Origin of the sequence: Streptomyces coeruleorubidus (assembly GCF_008705135.1) — a bacterium.
In the GTDB taxonomy this organism is placed as follows: Bacteria; Actinomycetota; Actinomycetes; order Streptomycetales; family Streptomycetaceae; genus Streptomyces; species Streptomyces coeruleofuscus.
Genome location: NZ_CP023694.1, coordinates 3,535,029 through 3,550,990, shown reverse-complemented (window position 1 = coordinate 3,550,990; position 15,962 = coordinate 3,535,029). Strand labels below are relative to the sequence as shown.

The following is a 15,962-nucleotide window of genomic DNA, read 5'->3' as shown; positions in this document are numbered from 1 at the left end:
CCGACATGACTGCGACCCCCGCCAAGGTCCCGGAGACGGCCGACGAGCCGGCTCCGGGGCCCGCCCCCACGTCCACGCCCGCCAAGGTGCCCCACGGGCACAAGCGCCTGCTGACCCGCCGCGACCGGCTCACGCTCGGCCTGATGGCGGGCGTGCCGACGATCCTGCACGTCGCCCTGGTGTGGCTGACGGCCCTCGCCTCCATCGCGCTGGCCTTCACCACCTGGAACGGCATCGGCTTCGACTCGATCCAATGGGTCGGGCTCCAGAACTTCCGCGAACTGTTCACGAGCAACCCGCAGTTCTGGCCGGCCGTCGAGCACAACGTCGTCTGGTTCGTCGTGCTCATCCTGCTGCCGACGCCCTTCGGCCTCTTCCTGGCCGTGCAGCTGGACAAGCGGATCCGCTTCAGCCGCGTCTACCAGACCGCGTTCTTCCTGCCGGTCGTGGTGTCGATGGCGGTCATCGGCTTCGTCTGGCAGCTCGTCTACAACCCCGACACCGGCCTGATCAACAGCCTCATCGGCGCCAACAAGCCCGGCCACTACATCGACTGGATCGGCGACCCGGACCTCAACCTCTGGGCCATCCTGGTCGCGGCCTCCTGGCGGCACGCCGGCTACATGATGATCCTCTACCTGGCCGGCCTCAAGGGCGTCGACCCCGCCCTGCGCGAGGCCTCCGCACTGGACGGCGCGGGCGAGTGGCAGACGTTCAAGAACGTCGTCTTCCCCACCCTGCGGCCCACCAACACCGTCGTCCTGGTCGTCACCATCATCGAGGCCCTGCGCGCCTTCGACCTGGTCTTCGTCTTCAACAAGGGCGCCCAGGGCACCGAACTGCTGTCGATCCTGGTCACCAACAACATCATCGGGGAGTCCAGCCGCATCGGATACGGCTCCGCCATCGCCGTCGTCCTGCTCGTGATCTCGCTCGCGGTGATCATTCCGTACCTGATCGCCACCTTCCGGAAGGAGCGGCGCGCATGAGCACCGTCGCCGGCGCTCACAAGCAGCGCACCCCCATCCGCCCCGCCCGGGTCCTGCTGCACACGTTCCTCGTCGTCACGGCGCTGGCCTGGCTGGCGCCCCTGCTGTGGGCCCTGCTCGCGGCGATGCGGCCGTACGCGGAGACCAGTGAGAAGGGCTATGTCTCCTGGCCCGACAAGCTGACCTTCGACAACTTCACCAACGCCTTCCAGCAGTCGGACATGCTGCACTACTTCGGCACCACGCTGATCGTCGCCGTGCCGGCCGTGCTGCTGACGCTGCTGCTGTCGTCGATGGTCGCCTTCTACGTCAGCCGCTTCGACTTCCGCGTCAACCTGTTCCTGCTGCTGGTCTTCACCGCCGGCAACCTGCTGCCCCAGCAGGTCATCATCACCCCGCTGTACCGGCTGTACCTGCTGATCGACCTGCCCGGCATCACCATGTCCGGCAAGCTCTACGACTCCGCGCTCGGCCTGGTCCTCATCCACGTGGCGTTCCAGTCCGGCTTCTGCGCGTTCGTGCTGAGCAACTACATGCGCTCGCTGCCGCACGAACTGACCGAGGCCGCCCTCGTCGACGGCGCCTCCGTCTGGCGCCTGTACTGGCAGATCGTGCTGCCGCTGTGCAAGCCGGCGATGGCCGCGCTCGCCACCCTCCTGTCCATCTGGATCTACAACGACTTCTTCTGGGCCATCGTCCTGATCTCCACCGGCGAGAACATGCCGATCACCTCGGCCCTGAACAACCTCTCCGGCCAGTACTTCACCGACCCCAACCTGGTCGCGGCCGGAGCCCTGCTCACGGCCATCCCCACCCTCATCGTCTACTTCGTGCTCCAGCGCCAGTTCGTCAGCGGCCTGACGCTGGGCGCCAACAAGGGCTGACCTTCCCCGAAAGAGATCACCGTGCAGCACCCCTTCACGCCGCTGGCCTCCGTGCCCGTCGACCTCCGCCACGCCCGAGTCCACGAGGAGGGCTGGCAGTCCTGGAGCCCCAGCGGCGCCTACGCCCTCGGCACGGCGCCCTACCGCCCGGCCAACGCCAACTGGGCCACGGTCTGCTACCGCCCCGGCGTCACCGCCCCCGACGGCGCCTTCCAGGGCGAGGGCCTGCTCGTGCTCGACCCCGGCGACGGCTCACCGGTGCGACTGTGGGCGGCGGCCGAACCGACGCGCGAGGTGCCGTCGATCCGGCTCGCCGTACGGGACGGGATCGCGGAGGTCGGTGCCGACGGCCTGGTGAAGGAGTGGACGGGCGACGACATCCAGTCCGTGCTGGGCGACTGGGCCTCCGGTCTCGGCATCGCGGACCCGCGCCCGGCGCCCACCGTCTGGTGCTCCTGGTACGAGTACTTCACGGAGGTCACCGAGGACGACATCCACGAGAACCTCCGCGCGATGGACACCCTCGACCTGCCCGTCGACGTCGTCCAGATCGACGACGGCTACCAGCGGGCCCTCGGCGACTGGCTCACCCTCTCCGGCCGCTTCCGCTCCCGCGCCGGAATCGCCGACAAGATCCGCTCCCGCAGCCGCCGCGCCGGCATCTGGACGGCACCGTTCCTCGTGGACCCGGCGAGCGAACTGGCCGCCGAGCACCCGGACTGGCTGGTCCGGGACACCGCCGGCGGCTTCGCCCACGCGGGCCGCAACTGGGGCCACGACCTGCGTGTCCTGGACACCACCCACCCGGACGCGGCGGCCTGGTTGACCGAGGTCTTCACGACCCTGCGCGCCGAGGGCTACGACTACTTCAAGGCGGACTTCCTGTACGCGGGCGCCTTGCACGGCGTACGCCACGCGGACGTCGACCCCCTCACGGCGTACCGCTCCGGCATCCGCCTGATCCGCGACGCGATCGGTCCGGACTCCTACCTCCTGGGCTGCGGCGCCCCGATGCTCCCCTCCATCGGCCTGTTCGACGCCATGCGCGTCAGCCCCGACACCGCCCCGCACCGCCGCCCCGAGGCGGACGACTACAGCCAGCCCGGCCAGGACCCGGCCGAGTTCACCGGCGCCGCCCGCCAGTGGCAGCACGGCCGCCTCTGGATCAACGACCCGGACTGCCTGATGGCCCGCCCGGCTGTCGAGACCCGCGAACAGTGGGCGGCACACGTGGAGGCCACGGGAGGCCTGATGGCCTCCAGCGACCGCCTGCTGTCGCTGGACGAGTGGGGCGTGACGACGACTCGCCGGCTGCTGACACCACGCGGCGTCTCCTGACATGCCGGGGCGCGGCACTCCCCTATCAGTGCCGCGCCCCGTCCCCCCCGCCTCCGCAGTGGCTAGACCGCCTCCACCTCCGGCAGCGTCCCGGTGCGCGCCGCCTTCGCGTACCAGTGGGCGCTGGACTTCGGGGTGCGTTCGAGCGTCGCGTAGTCCACGTACACCGCGCCGAAGCGCTTGCCGTAGCCGTAGGACCACTCGAAGTTGTCCATCAGGGACCACAGGAAGTAGCCGCGGACGTCCGCGCCGTCGGCGATCGCCCGACGGACCGCCGACAGGTGGCCGTGCAGGTAGGCGACGCGCTCCGGGTCGTGCACCCGGCCGTCCGAGTCGATCTTGTCGTCGTAGGCCGCGCCGTTCTCGGTGATGTACAACGGCAGGCCCGGCGCCTCCCGGGTGTAGCGCATGATCAGCTCGTGCAGGCCGGTCGGGTCGATCGTCCAGCCCATCTCGGTGCGGTCGCCGGGCGTCTGGTGGAAGGCGACGTCGTCCGCGGCCGGCCAGGGCGAGTGGTTGCTGGACCCGTGGCCGTCGGCGCGCGGCCCCTTCGCCGCCGGGTCGGCCGCCGAGACCAGCGCGGGCGTGTAGTAGTTGAGGCCCAGCGCGTCCAGCGGCTGGTTGATCAGCGTCAGGTCGCCGTCGAGCACGTAGTCCCAGTCCGTGAGCTCCGCCGTCGCCACGTACAGCGACTCCGGGTACGCGCCGTGCAGGACCGGGCCGTGGAAGACGCCGTTGGCCAGATCGTCGATCTTCCGGGCCGCCGCCAGGTCCGCCGGGCTCTGCGAAAGCGGCCTGGCCACCGTGGAGTTGAGGCTGATCGCGACGGAGTTGCGGGCCGGCATCACCGACCGCAGCGCGGACGCGCCCAGCCCGTGCGCCAGGTTCAGATGGTGCGCGGCACGCAGCGACGCCGCCGGATCCGTCCGGCCCGGGGCGTGCACCCCGGAGGCATAGCCGAGGAACGCGCTGCACCACGGCTCGTTGAGCGTCATCCACTGCTCGACCCGGTCGCCCAGCGCCTCGCCGACGATCTGCGCGTACTCCGCGAAACGGTACGCCGTGTCACGCTCCGGCCAGCCGCCCGCGTCCTCCAGCTCCTGCGGCAGATCCCAGTGGTAGAGCGTGACGGCCGGCTTGATGCCCTTGGACAGCAGCTCGTCGACCAGCCGGCGGTAGAAGTCCAGGCCCTTCTGCACGGCCGGACCCCGGCCGGTCGGCTGCACCCGCGACCACGAGACGGAGAACCGGTAGGCACCCAGGCCCAGCTCCGCCATCAGCGCCACGTCCTCGCGGTAGCGGTGGTAGTGGTCGACAGCGATGTCACCGTGGTCGCCGCCGGCCGTCTTGCCCGGCGTATGGCTGAAGGTGTCCCAGATCGACGGCGTACGGCCGTCCTCCCGCACCGCACCCTCGATCTGGTACGCGGAGGTCGCCGCGCCCCAGAGGAAGGCGGGAGGGAAGGTCACCGCAGTGGCCGGGTTCTCGGAGTCAGGCATGGAAGCGCTCCCATTGGGGGTCGTGGAGACCGATGGTGGAGGGGGGAGAGGGAGGAAGGGGGAGAGGAGGGGCCGGAGCAGCGCTGGCCCGGCCCCTGGAAGCAGGGCGTCAGCCCTTGACGGCGCCCTGCATGATGCCGCCCACGATCTGCTTGCCGAAGATCGCGAAGACCAGCAGCAGCGGCAGCGTGCCGAGCAGCGCGCCCGCCATGATCAGGGACTGGTCGGGGGTGTAGCCGCGGCCCAGGCCCGCGACCGCGACCTGGACGGTCGGGTTGCCCATCTGGGTCAGCACCAGGAACGGCCACATGAAGTCGTTCCACGTCTGTACGAACGTCAGCATCCCGAGCACGGCCATCGCCGGCCGCGCCGCCGGGAACACCACGTGCCACACCACACGCCAGCTGCTCGCCCCGTCGACCCGGGCGGCCTCGATGATCTCGTCCGGCAGTGCCTGGATCAGGTACTGCCGCATGAAGAACACACCGAACGCGCTCACCAGCGAGGGGAAGATCACCGCCTGCAACTGGTCCGTCCAGTCGAGCTTGGCGACCATCATGTACAGCGGGATCACGCTCAGCTGCGGCGGCACCATCATCGTGCCGATCACGATCAGCATCAGCGCGCCACGGCCCCTGAACCGCAGCTTGGCGAAGGCGAAACCGGCGATCGTCGACAGGAAGACGATGGTCAGCGCCGACGTACCCGCCACGATCGTGGTGTTGAAGAACGCCTCACCCAGATTGGCGTCCTTCCAGGCGATCTCCAGCTTGTCGAACAGACCCGAGCCGAACCAGAACGGCGGCGGCGTCTGCGCGAGTCGCTGGTTGTCACGCGAGGCGGCGATCGCCGTCCACACCAGCGGGAACAGCGAGACGATCGTGAACACGATGAGGATCGCGTACGCGATCGGCCCGCCGTGCAACTGCCCGCCGGCCCGCGCGGACTTCGGCAGGCGGGGGCGTTTGGACTCCTTCGCGGGCGCAGCGCCGGGCGGCGGTGCGTCCTGGGGCGTCACAGTCGTCGTCACGGCCGGAACTCCTTAACTACTGGCGCGCAGCCGGCGCGAGATGACGTAGTTGACGATGCCGATGACGATCAGGATCAGGAACATCGTCCAGGCGATCGCCGAGGCACGGCCCAGGTGCTGGGCGACCCAGCCCTGCTCGTACAGATACAGACCGAGCGTCTGGAACTGGTGCTCCGCGCCGCCGGACGTGCCCTTGTTGGCGTCGAAGAGCAGCGGCTCGCCGAAGACCTGGCTCGCGCCGATCGTCGACACGACCACGGTGAACAGGATCGTCGGGCGCAGCGCCGGCAGCGTCACATGGATGAACTGCTGCCAGCGGTTGGCCCCGTCCAGGGCCGCCGACTCGTACAGGTCCTGCGGGATCGCCTGCATCGCGGCGAGGTAGATCAGTGTGTTGTAGCCGGTCCAGCGCCAGATGATGATCGTCGAGACGGCGATCTGCGAGGGCCACTTGTCGTTCTGCCAGTCGACCGGGTTGATGCCGACCGTGTCGAGCGCCCAGTTGATCATGCCGTAGTCACGGCCGAAGAGCAGCACGAACACCAGCGAGGCGGCGGCGATCGACGTCGCGTACGGCGCGAGCATCGCGACCCGGAAGAAGGTCGAGGCCCGCAGCTTGTAGTTGAGGATGTGGGCCATGCCCATCGCCATCAGCAGCTGCGGAACGGTGGAGATGATGCCGATGGTCAGGGTGTTCTTCGCCGCGTTCCAGAAGAAGTCGTCGTCGAAGATCCGGGTGTAGTTGCGCAGCCCGACCCAGTTCATGTCGGTCGGCGCGGTCAGCTCCACCTGGTGCAGCGAGGCCCAGCCCGTGTAGATCAGCGGGAACAGGCCGAACGCGACGAACAGCAGGAAGAACGGCGAGACGAAGGCGTACGGGCTCCAGCGGATGTCCCGCTGCCAACGGCGGGACAGCCGGTCCCGGCGCCGCCGCTCCTTCTCCAGGGACACGGGGTCCGCGGACGGGCGGCCCGGGGCCGCGCCCCCCTCGGCGGGGGGCGCGGCGGTGTCGTGGCGGGTGGCCATACGGGTCACTGGTCCAGCTTGTTGTCGATGGTCTTGGTTGCGGAGTCCCAGGCCTCCTTGGCCGACTTGCCCTTCGTCGCCAGGATCACGCCGTTGTCCGTCAGGCCCTGCATGATGATCTGGTCCTTCGGGCCGATCACCTGTTCCGGGGCGGCCTTGGCGGCCTCTGCGAAGACCGGGCCGATCTTCTGGTCACCGGTCATCTCGTTCGTCGCGCCGGTCACCTCGGGCATGGTGTAGGTGGACGGGGCACTCGGGAAGCTGGCCTGCACCTTGAACAGCTTCGCCTGCTGCTCCGGCGCGGTCAGCCAGGTCACGAACTTCTGGGCTTCCTTCACGTTCTTGCCGCTCTTCGGCACGGTGAGGAACGTACCGCCCCAGTTGCCGCCCTTGGGCGCCACGGCCACGGCCCACTTGCCGGCCGCGTCCGGCTTCGAGTAGCCCTTGATCGTGCCGAGCATCCACGGCGGGCAGGCGATGGCGGCGAACTTGTTGTTGGCGATCGAGGAGTTCCAGCCCGGCTGGAACTGCGTCTGCGACTGGACGAGGCCCTTCTTGGCGGCATCCGCCGTCAGGTCGAAGGCGGCCTTGACGGCCGGGTTGGTCTTGTAGATGACCTCGCCGGAGGAGTTGTAGAACTTCTCCTTCTCGCTGCCCAGCACCGCCTGGATCAGACCGCCGGGGGAGTCCATGAAGAAGGTGCCCTTGGGGGCCTTCGACTTGTAGCGCTCGCCGACCTTGACGAGCTTGGCCCAGTCGCCGGCCCACAGCTTGCCCACCTCGGCGGGGTCGGTGGGCAGACCGGCCTGCTTGAAGAGGTCCGTGCGGTAACAGATCGCCATCGGGCCGACGTCGGTGCCGAGGCCGATGGTCTTGCCGTCCTTGGTGGTGGCCTGCTGCCACTTCCAGTCCAGCCACTTGCTCTTGTCCACGCCCGGAGCCTTGGACATGTCCTCGAGCTTGTCGGCCTGGGTGGCCGTGACCTCGGCGATGTTGGCGACTTCGACGGCCTGGACGTCCAGCAGACCGCTGTTGGTGGTGAGGTGGTTCAGCAGCGCCGGGTAATAGTTCTCGTTCCGCTGGACGGAGTTCTCGGCGATCTTGATCTTCGGGTTGAGCTTCTCGTACTCGGCGTAGAGGCCGGCTTCCTTGAAGCCCATGGTGCCGAAGAGCCCCACCGAGATCGTGGTCTTGCCACCGCTGTCGCCGTCCGAGGAGCCGGAACCGTCGCTCTTGCCGTCGTCGGCACAGCCGGCCAGCAGCCCGGCGCCCAGCGACGCGGCGGCCGCGAGGACCATCGCCTTGCGGGCGGTTCGGATGCGTGCTCGCATGTCGTCCTCCTGTTGCCCTGACGTGCCGACCCCCCGGCCAACTGCATTGTTGGACCCGTTTTTACTCGCTGCGGCTCGGGCGGGGAACGTGCGGGTTGTGTATGTGTCAGGTACTGTGGGAGCGCTCCCACCAGTGATGTGTTGAAGGTTCTCCGGTCGCGGCGGGGGTGTCAAGGGACCGGACAGCGAGAGATGCGTTCAGTTATCGGGACGTTAACTGGACCCGGGCGGCAGTCCCTTGCGGCCCCGGGCGACGGTATCCAGCCAGTCGGACCGGCCCGCCGGCCGAAGCGGAAGCCCGGGGGCGGTGGGCCTCGGTGGCGGTCACCACAGCTGACGAGCCTGTTAAATTCCAGGCCAGCCGCAGAGTGCGGGTGTGGACGGGAAGGCGGAGCCCATGGCAAGCCACGGAGCGCGAGGCCGAAGTGGTGGCCGGCCCACCCTCGAAGAGGTGGCGGCGCGCGCCGGTGTCGGCCGCGGCACGGTGTCCCGGGTGATCAACGGCTCGCCCCGGGTCAGCGACGCGACCCGCGCGGCCGTCGAGGCGGCCGTCGCCGAGCTCGGCTACGTCCCCAACACCGCGGCCCGCGCCCTGGCCGCCAACCGCACGGACGCGATCGCCCTGGTCGTGCCCGAGCCGGAGACCCGGTTCTTCTCGGAGCCGTACTTCTCGGACATGCTGAAGGGCGTCGGGGCGGAGCTGTCCGACACGGAGATGCAGCTCCTGCTGATCTTCGCCGGCAGCGACAAGGAACGCCGCCGCCTCGCCCAGTACCTGGCCGCCCACCGGGTGGACGGCGTCCTGCTGGTCTCGGTCCACGCGGACGATCCGCTGCCCGACCTGCTGGCCCAGCTGGACATCCCGGCGGTGATCAGCGGCCCGCGCTCGGCGGCGGAGACCCTGCCGTCGGTCGACTCCGACAACTACGGCGGCGCCCGCCAGGCCGTCGAGCACCTGCTGTCCCGCGGCCGCCGCCGGGTGGCCCACATCACCGGCCGCCTCGACGTCTACGGTGCCCAGCGCCGAACCGAGGGCTACCGCGACGCCCTGAGCGACGCCGGACACGAGGTGGACGACGCGCTGATCGAGCCGGGCGACTTCACGGAGGAAGGCGGCAGCCGTGCCATGGCGGCCCTGCTGGAGCGCCGTCCCGACCTGGACGCGGTCTTCGCCGCCTCCGACGTCACGGCGGCCGGCGCCCGCCAGGCGCTGCGCGAGGCGGGGCGCCGCATCCCCGACGACGTGGCGCTCGTCGGCTACGACGACTCCGCCATCGCCCGCCACATGGAACCGCCCCTCACCAGCGTCCGCCAGCCCATCGAGGTGATGGGCCGCCGGATGATCGACCTCCTCCTCACGGAGGTCGCCGACCGCCGCCCCCTGGCGTCCCGGGGGCTGGACCGACGGCAGGTCGTCCTCGCCACGGAGCTGGTGCCACGGTCGTCGTCGTGACGCCGCACCCCCTGCTGGACATCGCCGAGGTCCCTCGGACCGAGCCGTATCTGCGCGGGTGGGAGAGGTCTTCCGGGCCTTCCGCGACCAGGACTCGGGCTGTGTGTCGTACGGGGTCCGGCTCGCCGACGGGGAACGCTGGTTCGTGAAGGAGGCGACGACCGACGCCGCCCAGCAGTCGCTGAACCGCGCCTGGGCCTTCCACCGGGCGGTACGGCATCCGGTGATCGTCCCCCAGATGCACCGGTTCGCCACGGGCGACGGGCGCACGGCGGCGGTGCTGCCCTGGCACCACGGGGAGCTCTTGTACTCGCCCGCGCGGCTACGCCACGCAGGCCCCCTGGCCCGCTTCCAGGCCCTCCCCGTCCCCCGGGTCCTGCGCGCCGTCGACCATCTCCTGGACGCCCACCTGGCGGTGGAGGCGGCGCGCTTCGTCGCCGTCGACCTCTACGACGGCGTGTTCCTCTACGACTTCGACGCCGGTGGACTCCACCTGATCGACCTCGACGAGTACCGTCCGGGCCCGTTCCTGCTCCAGGCCGACCGCCTGCCCGGCTCACGGCGCTTCATGGCCCCGGAGGAGTGGCAACGCGGTTCGACGATCGACACCCGCACCACCGTGCACGCCCTGGGCCGCGCCATCCGCCTCCTGATGAGCACCGCCGGCGAGGAGCCGGCCTGGCGAGGCACGGCGGCCCGACTGGCGCTCGTGGAACGGGCCACGCGCACGGACCCGGCCGAACGCTTCACGACCGTGGCGGAGTTGACCGCGGCGTGGCGGCGCTCGGCACACGGCGCCCCGGACAGCGCCGCATGACTTCCACCGCGTCCGGCACGAACACCCACCGCCGGAACGCCTCCTGAAGCTCCTGCTCCCCGACCCACCCGTGCCAGGCGATCTCGGCCGGGTCGGGCCGGAGGGGCTCGGCGACGACGGCCTCGTGCACACCGAGCCAGTAGGGGCTGATCGCCCCTCGGCACAGGAACGTGAAGACGAACCGCACCGCCACCCGGACCCCCAGCTCCTCGGCCAGCTCCCGGGCCGCGGCCTCCTCGTACGCCTCCCCGACCTCGACGCCCCCGCCTACCAGCCAGTCGTAGTGGCCCGGGAACCGGGAGACGTGCTCCGGCCTCCGGTGCACCAGCACCCGCCCCCGTGGATCACGGCAGACCGTGGTCGCGACCCGGTGCAGCCAGCCGTGCCGGATCGCCTCGTCCCGGTCGACCACCCCGATCACCCGGTCCTGCTCGTCGACCCGCTCCACGAGTTCACCCATGGCGTCACGATCGCACGGAGGGCCAGTCACGCCCTCGCCACCACCGACCGCCGTACCAGGTAGACGGCCGCCGTGGAGACCAGGACCGCCATGCACGCGATGAACACCAGGCCCGCGCCCTCCAGTCCGATCGGGCCCGTCAGGAGGCCGACGCCGATCACGGGGACCGAGATGCCCGCGTAGGCGACCACGAACAGCGTCGAGATCACCGCCGCGCGCTGGTGCTCGGGAGACGCCCCGGCGATCTCGGACAGGGCGCCGCGGAACGCCAGGCCCTGCCCGACGCCGCCGACGAGCGCGCTCAGGACCACCAGTGACATCAGTTCCCACCGCAGCGCGCCCGCGAGCAGGGCCAGCCCGGCGAGGAGTCCGGCGCAGCCCAGCGGGAGGGAGCGCCGCACCCCTACCGGGCCGACCGCCAGTTGCCCGCCGGTCGACGCGAAGAAGGCCAGCGCGACGACCAGCCCGCTCACGGCGTGGTTGTCCACGTGCAGGGACTCGGCGAGGAATTCGGGGCTGACCGAGGTGAACACCCCGAAGAGGGCGAAGCCGGCGAACGAGGCGATCGCCGCGGGCGCGAACACGGCCCGTACCTGCGGGGGCAGCGCGGGGCTCTGCGGCCGTACGGTGCGCAGCGGCTTCCGCTCCCGTACGGTCTCCGCGAGCCGCAGCAGGACGACGGCCGAGCCGGCCACCAGGACGAGGTGCGTGAGGAAGGGCAGGTACAGCGGCCAGTCGGCGTACTGCGCGAGCAGCCCGGAGAGCAGGGGGCCGCAGCCCAGTCCGCCCATGTTGGCGGCCGTCGCCACGAACGTGGCCCGGGAGGCGCCGCCGCCCGGTGCCAGCTCCATCACGTAGGCCGTGGCGGCTCCGGTGAACAGACCGGCGGAGAGCCCTGACAGCAGCCGCCCCGCGTACAGCCAGCCCAGCCCGGTGGCGCACAGGAAACAGACGGCGCTCGCCGCCGCGAGGCCCAGCCCGCACAGCAGCACCGGGCGCCTGCCGACGGCGTCCGAGGCATTGCCGACCAGCAGCAGCACCCCGATGACCCCGAAGGCGTACACGGCGTACACCACGGTCACCGTCAGCTCGGAGAACCCGAACTTGCCCTGGTAGAGGGGATAGAGGGGGGTCGGCAGCGTGGTGCCGGCCATGCACACGGCGAACACCGCCCCGCTGAGCACACACGCCCGCCACCCTCGGCGCTCACCGTCCATGCCGCCGACCGTAACTCCGGCCGCTGTCCGGCCCGGGACCGGCGCGCAAAAAGCATCAGCCGGTGGCTTCGACATGAAGCCACCGGCTGATTACTCAGGGTGAGTGACGGGACTCGAACCCGCGGCATCCTGGACCACAACCAGGTGCTCTACCAGCTGAGCTACACCCACCATGACCGGCTTGGAGATCAGTTACTTCCCCGACCGGCCGAGAAAAAGTGTACAGGGTCCGAAGGGGTGCTCGCGCCCGGCTTTCGCGGCGCCCCTCCGCGGGCCCCCGGCACGGCTACTGGGCAGGCAGAACGTGCTTCGCGGCGATCTTCTTCGCGGTGTCCGAGTCGGGCCCGGGCTGCGGGACGAAGACGGCCTCGCGGTAGTAGCGCAGCTCCGCGATGGACTCGCGGATGTCGGCGAGCGCGCGGTGGTTGCCGTTCTTCTGCGGGCTGTTGAAGTACGCCCGCGGGTACCAGCGGCGGGCCAGCTCCTTGATCGACGACACGTCGACGATCCGGTAGTGCAGGTAGTCCTCCAGCGTCGGCATGTCGCGCAGCAGGAAGCCGCGGTCCGTGCCGACGGAGTTGCCGCACAGCGGGGCCTTGCCCGGCTCCTTGACGAACTCCCTGACGTACGTCAGGACCTGCTCCTCGGCGTCCTTCAGCGTCGTGCCGTTCGGCAGCTCCGTGAGCAGCCCGGACGCGGTGTGCATCTGACGCACCACATCCGGCATCGTCTCCAGGGCCCGGTCCGGCGGCCGGATGACGATGTCCACGCCCTCGCCGAGCACGTTCAGCTCGGAGTCGGTGACGAGGGCGGCCACCTCGATGAGCGCGTCGTCCGACAGCGAGAGGCCGGTCATCTCGCAGTCGATCCACACCATGCGATCGTTCATGTGTCTAACCTTACGGTGAGCCGCCCCGGGCTGAGCCGACCGTGCGGTGACCTTGTGGCCAGAGGAGCACCTGCCTCGCCGCCAGGGGTGTGCTCGCCTCCCGAAACGGCACCGGACCCGCGCGGAGATCTCCCCCGCACGGGCCCGGTCAACGGCTCACGTCACCTCATGTCGCGCTGCGCTGCCCCGGCAGACTCGCCCGGCTCGGCACGTACGCCTCCCGGCCGTTGTCCGACCCGGCCGACGCCGACGCGGACATGGCGGGGGACGATCCGACCGCGCTCGCCGCCGCCGTACGGCGGGACTGGAGCGGGACGGGATGCTCCGGGTGCAGCGAGGCCGGTGGCTGGCCCTGCTGGCCGGGGTGCCCCCCGTGGCCCGGCATGCCGGACCCCGGTCCGCCCTGGGCGGCCTCGGTGTCCTGCGGCCGCTCGCCCTGGGGGCGACGGGCGCGGTACGCCGCCCGGTACGCGGCCGGCGACGAGCCCAGCTGGCGGCGGAAGTGCCCGCGCAGGGCGACCGGCGACCGGAAGCCGCAGCGCCCGGCCACCTCGTCCACCGAGTAGTCCGACGTCTCCAGCAGGCGCTGCGCCTGGAGCACCCGCTGCGTGATCAGCCACTGCAACGGGGCACTCCCGGTCAGGGAGCGGAAGCGGCGGTCGAACGTACGACGGCTCATGTACGCGCGTGCCGCCAGCGTCTCCACGTCGAACTGTTCGTGGAGGTGCTCCAGCGCCCAGGCGACGACCTCGGCGAGCGGGTCGGCGCCGATCTCCTCTGGTAAAGACCTGTCGAGGTAGCGCTCCTGACCGCCGCTTCGGCGCGGGGGCACGACGAGGCGCCGGGCAAGGGCCCCTGCCGCCTCGTTGCCGTGGTCCGTGCGCACGATGTGCAGGCACAGGTCGATGCCCGCGGCCGTGCCGGCCGAGGTCAGCACGTCGCCGTCGTCCACGAACAGCTCGCGTGGATCGACGTGCACCGACGGATAGCGCTTCGCCAGCGTCGGCGCGTACATCCAGTGTGTCGTCGCGGGCCGGCCGTCCAGCAGGCCCGCCGCCGCGAGGACGAAGGCGCCGGTGCACAGCCCGACGATGCGGGCGCCCTCCTCGTGTGCCCGGCGCAGCGCGTCGAGCGCGTCGTCCGGTGGCGGAGAAGTGATCGAACGCCAGGCCGGTACGACGACCGTACCCGCGCGCGAGATCGCTTCCAGGCCATGTGGTGCGCTGAGTTCGAGGCCCCCTGTGGTCCGCAGTGGGCCGTCCTCGCCGCCGCACACCAGTAGTCGGTAGCGCGGAACGCCGGCGTCCTGGCGGTCGATCCCGAACACCGACAACGGTATGGAACTCTCGAAGATGGGGCCGCCGCTGAACAGCAGCACCGCGACGATCTCCTTGCGACGTCGCCCGGAAAGCTTCCGGGCCGCGGCTTCCGGCGCGGCAGTGGAGTCGTGGCTCATACTGCTAAGCCCCCCTCGGTGGTCGCGGCTCCTCGGTTGTGTCGCTCCTGCACGTTTCCCCTCGGTCCTGCACGAGTCCCCCGCCGTAGACAGTCAAGATCGAATCTACTGTGTCCCGTTGCGCCGCAGTGGCCGGATCGGCACTCGGCACATTGTCGACTTGGCAACTTGGCGTGAAGCATTCGATCACGAAGCGTTGCACTCGTGGGGCGTGCAGGGAAGTGCGCCTTGTCGCAGTGGCCAATCCGCGTAGGGTGCGCGGCACCCCTGAGGCCCTTTCCGTGCAGGTCGAACGGGGGTTGGGGGGCTGTCGGGGAGGGGTCGGCAGGGGTGTGAGAAGTTGGCTGAAAAGCAGCGTGCGCGTGCGCGGAAACCGGTCAGCCGACCGGTGTATCCCCGCCAGTGTGCCGTCCGCCACGGTGCGACCCCGTTCCGGTGCGGTGGTGCCGGCCCCGGTGGGGTGCCCGGTCCTCGGCCGCCAGCCGGGCCGCGCCGCGCTCGGACTGGCGCAGCAGGACCCGGCAGGCGCCCGTGACGGCCGCGAGCCCGAGGGCCGTGCCGGCGGCGCCGGCCAGGGAGGCGCCGTACCCCAGGAGCACGACCGGGACGAGCAGGCAGCTGAAGGCCGCCCAGCGGACCACATCCGTCGCGGTGTCCCGCGACGGCGGGGCCGCGCGGTCCGCCTCGGAGGCGGGGCGAGGTCCGGGCATGCGTGCTCCCTGTGGCGTGACTCACGGGGTTCAACGCGTGGCCGGTGATCCGGTCACTGTGCGACCGGATCACCCCCACGGGTAAGTGAATCCTGTGCAAACCGCCTGTACAGGGCAGCAACCATTGCGTTACGGGCGGTGCCTCGTGCATGCTCCCTGGAACCCGCACGCACCGTGAGCGGGATCTGGGCTAAGGAGGCGTGCCGCCGTACCCTTGAGGGTATGGGGGTGGGAAGACCATTCCCGGACACAGCTCCGCCGCACACTGTTGTCCCCCATATAAGGATCACAACGCCGAGACAGCCATGGCCGGTCACGAATTCTTCGAACCCGCGGACCGCAAGCGGCCCGTCGCCGATCCCACGGCGGCCGAGCCCCTGGCGGCGGAAGAGCCACGCCACTCCTGCGACCCCGCATTCAAGCACGGGGTCGTCGTCGGCTTCGACGGCTCCACGTCCAGTGAGCGCGCCCTGGCGTACGCGATCGGCATGGCCCATCGCTCCGGGTCGGGCCTGATCATCGTCCACGTCGCCAACCGGCTGCCGACCACCGTGTGGGCCGGCTGCGAACCGCCCGTTTTCGTGGACGTGCCGGACCACCGGACCGAGGTGCTCGGTCTTGAACTGGCCTGTGCGGACTACCTCGCCGAGGTGCCCTGGATCCTGGTCGAGCGCGGCGGTGACATCTGCCACGAACTCGAAGAGGTCGGCCGGGAGTACGAGGCCGACGCGATCGTGGTCGGGTCGACCCATGGCCTCGTCGGGCGGATCTTCGGTTCCGTCGCCGGGCGGCTCGCCAAGCGGGCGAAGCGGCCCGTCATCGTCATTCCCTGAGTATTCCCTGAGTGCCAACTCCCTTGCCGC

The 15,962-nt window shown here is 70.4% G+C and carries 14 protein-coding genes, 1 tRNA gene and 1 pseudogene; 6 read left to right on the top strand and 10 right to left on the bottom strand.

What is annotated here, in order from left to right; genetic code table 11:
- The first annotated feature begins 5 nt into the window (after positions 1–5).
- From CP976_RS16305 to CP976_RS16295, 3 genes are read left to right on the top strand one after another with little or no spacing between them, the layout of a single operon-like run.
- On the top strand, positions 6–989 hold the full coding sequence (locus CP976_RS16305; RefSeq protein WP_150481027.1) for a carbohydrate ABC transporter permease: 984 nt from the start codon (positions 6–8) through the stop codon (positions 987–989).
- Entirely contained in the window at positions 986–1,873 is an 888-nt protein-coding gene (locus CP976_RS16300; RefSeq protein WP_086854787.1) for a carbohydrate ABC transporter permease, read from the top strand. The genes CP976_RS16305 and CP976_RS16300 overlap by 4 nt, the downstream gene beginning before the upstream one ends.
- A gap of 21 nt (positions 1,874–1,894) precedes the next feature.
- Positions 1,895–3,211, top strand: a complete 1,317-nt coding sequence (locus CP976_RS16295; protein WP_150481026.1) for a glycoside hydrolase family 36 protein — start codon at positions 1,895–1,897, stop codon at positions 3,209–3,211.
- Between the two features lie 62 nt (positions 3,212–3,273).
- On the opposite strand, the gene CP976_RS16290 is transcribed toward CP976_RS16295, so the two are convergent.
- The 4 genes from CP976_RS16290 to CP976_RS16275 all read right to left on the bottom strand — a co-directional run bounded on the left by CP976_RS16290 (position 3,274) and on the right by CP976_RS16275 (position 8,097).
- Positions 3,274–4,710: a GH1 family beta-glucosidase gene (locus tag CP976_RS16290; protein ID WP_150481025.1), complete on the bottom strand. Its 1,437-nt coding sequence runs from the start codon at positions 4,708–4,710 to the stop codon at positions 3,274–3,276.
- A gap of 109 nt (positions 4,711–4,819) precedes the next feature.
- Positions 4,820–5,740 (bottom strand): carbohydrate ABC transporter permease, encoded by a 921-nt coding sequence (locus CP976_RS16285; protein ID WP_086605565.1) that lies wholly within the window; start codon positions 5,738–5,740, stop codon positions 4,820–4,822.
- A 12-nt stretch (positions 5,741–5,752) separates the two neighbouring features.
- Positions 5,753–6,766 (bottom strand): carbohydrate ABC transporter permease, encoded by a 1,014-nt coding sequence (locus tag CP976_RS16280; RefSeq protein WP_150485367.1) that lies wholly within the window; start codon positions 6,764–6,766, stop codon positions 5,753–5,755.
- A gap of 5 nt (positions 6,767–6,771) precedes the next feature.
- Positions 6,772–8,097 carry an ABC transporter substrate-binding protein gene (locus tag CP976_RS16275; RefSeq protein WP_150481024.1) on the bottom strand — a complete coding sequence of 442 codons (1,326 nt, stop codon included), beginning with the start codon at positions 8,095–8,097 and terminating at the stop codon, positions 6,772–6,774.
- 397 nt (positions 8,098–8,494) lie between these two features.
- Here CP976_RS16275 and CP976_RS16270 point away from each other — a divergent pair, with 397 nt between their 5' ends.
- Positions 8,495–9,550: a LacI family DNA-binding transcriptional regulator gene (locus tag CP976_RS16270; RefSeq protein ID WP_150481023.1), complete on the top strand. Its 1,056-nt coding sequence runs from the start codon at positions 8,495–8,497 to the stop codon at positions 9,548–9,550.
- A pseudogene (locus tag CP976_RS16265) lies at positions 9,547–10,367 on the top strand (serine/threonine-protein kinase). Before CP976_RS16270 ends, CP976_RS16265 begins: the two are co-directional and overlap by 4 nt.
- On the opposite strand, the gene CP976_RS16260 reads toward CP976_RS16265, so the two are convergent.
- The 6 genes from CP976_RS16260 to CP976_RS16235 all read right to left on the bottom strand — a co-directional run bounded on the left by CP976_RS16260 (position 10,297) and on the right by CP976_RS16235 (position 15,099).
- Positions 10,297–10,827, bottom strand: a complete 531-nt coding sequence (locus tag CP976_RS16260; RefSeq protein ID WP_150481021.1) for an NUDIX domain-containing protein — start codon at positions 10,825–10,827, stop codon at positions 10,297–10,299. The pseudogene CP976_RS16265 and the gene CP976_RS16260 overlap by 71 nt on opposite strands.
- A gap of 26 nt (positions 10,828–10,853) precedes the next feature.
- Entirely contained in the window at positions 10,854–12,044 is a 1,191-nt protein-coding gene (locus CP976_RS16255; RefSeq protein ID WP_150481020.1) for an MFS transporter, read from the bottom strand.
- A 98-nt stretch (positions 12,045–12,142) separates the two neighbouring features.
- Positions 12,143–12,215, bottom strand: a tRNA-His gene (locus CP976_RS16250).
- A 115-nt stretch (positions 12,216–12,330) separates the two neighbouring features.
- Positions 12,331–12,933: an oligoribonuclease gene (orn, locus tag CP976_RS16245; RefSeq protein WP_086843233.1), complete on the bottom strand. Its 603-nt coding sequence runs from the start codon at positions 12,931–12,933 to the stop codon at positions 12,331–12,333.
- Between the two features lie 166 nt (positions 12,934–13,099).
- A complete protein-coding gene (locus CP976_RS16240) occupies positions 13,100–14,389 on the bottom strand; it encodes a helix-turn-helix domain-containing protein (protein WP_150481019.1) in 1,290 nt (429 codons plus the stop codon).
- Between the two features lie 377 nt (positions 14,390–14,766).
- Positions 14,767–15,099 (bottom strand): hypothetical protein, encoded by a 333-nt coding sequence (locus CP976_RS16235; RefSeq protein ID WP_150481018.1) that lies wholly within the window; start codon positions 15,097–15,099, stop codon positions 14,767–14,769.
- A gap of 305 nt (positions 15,100–15,404) precedes the next feature.
- Between CP976_RS16235 and CP976_RS16230 the strand changes: the two genes are divergently transcribed.
- The gene (locus CP976_RS16230) at positions 15,405–15,932 is read left to right on the top strand and encodes a universal stress protein (protein WP_086855635.1); all 528 of its coding nucleotides are present in this window, start codon (positions 15,405–15,407) and stop codon (positions 15,930–15,932) included.
- The last annotated feature ends 30 nt before the right edge of the window (positions 15,933–15,962 follow it).

Coding starts and splice junctions, on each gene's coding strand:
- CP976_RS16235 (WP_150481018.1), bottom strand. CDS start 15,099: ATGCCCGGACCTCGCCCCGCCTCCGAGGCGGACCGCGCGGCCCCGCCG.
- CP976_RS16260 (WP_150481021.1), bottom strand. CDS start 10,827: ATGGGTGAACTCGTGGAGCGGGTCGACGAGCAGGACCGGGTGATCGGG.
- CP976_RS16240 (WP_150481019.1), bottom strand. CDS start 14,389: ATGAGCCACGACTCCACTGCCGCGCCGGAAGCCGCGGCCCGGAAGCTT.
- CP976_RS16305 (WP_150481027.1), top strand. CDS start 6: ATGACTGCGACCCCCGCCAAGGTCCCGGAGACGGCCGACGAGCCGGCT.
- CP976_RS16275 (WP_150481024.1), bottom strand. CDS start 8,097: ATGCGAGCACGCATCCGAACCGCCCGCAAGGCGATGGTCCTCGCGGCC.
- CP976_RS16300 (WP_086854787.1), top strand. CDS start 986: ATGAGCACCGTCGCCGGCGCTCACAAGCAGCGCACCCCCATCCGCCCC.
- CP976_RS16255 (WP_150481020.1), bottom strand. CDS start 12,044: ATGGACGGTGAGCGCCGAGGGTGGCGGGCGTGTGTGCTCAGCGGGGCG.
- orn (WP_086843233.1), bottom strand. CDS start 12,933: ATGAACGATCGCATGGTGTGGATCGACTGCGAGATGACCGGCCTCTCG.
- CP976_RS16280 (WP_150485367.1), bottom strand. CDS start 6,766: ATGGCCACCCGCCACGACACCGCCGCGCCCCCCGCCGAGGGGGGCGCG.
- CP976_RS16270 (WP_150481023.1), top strand. CDS start 8,495: ATGGCAAGCCACGGAGCGCGAGGCCGAAGTGGTGGCCGGCCCACCCTC.
- CP976_RS16290 (WP_150481025.1), bottom strand. CDS start 4,710: ATGCCTGACTCCGAGAACCCGGCCACTGCGGTGACCTTCCCTCCCGCC.
- CP976_RS16230 (WP_086855635.1), top strand. CDS start 15,405: ATGGCCGGTCACGAATTCTTCGAACCCGCGGACCGCAAGCGGCCCGTC.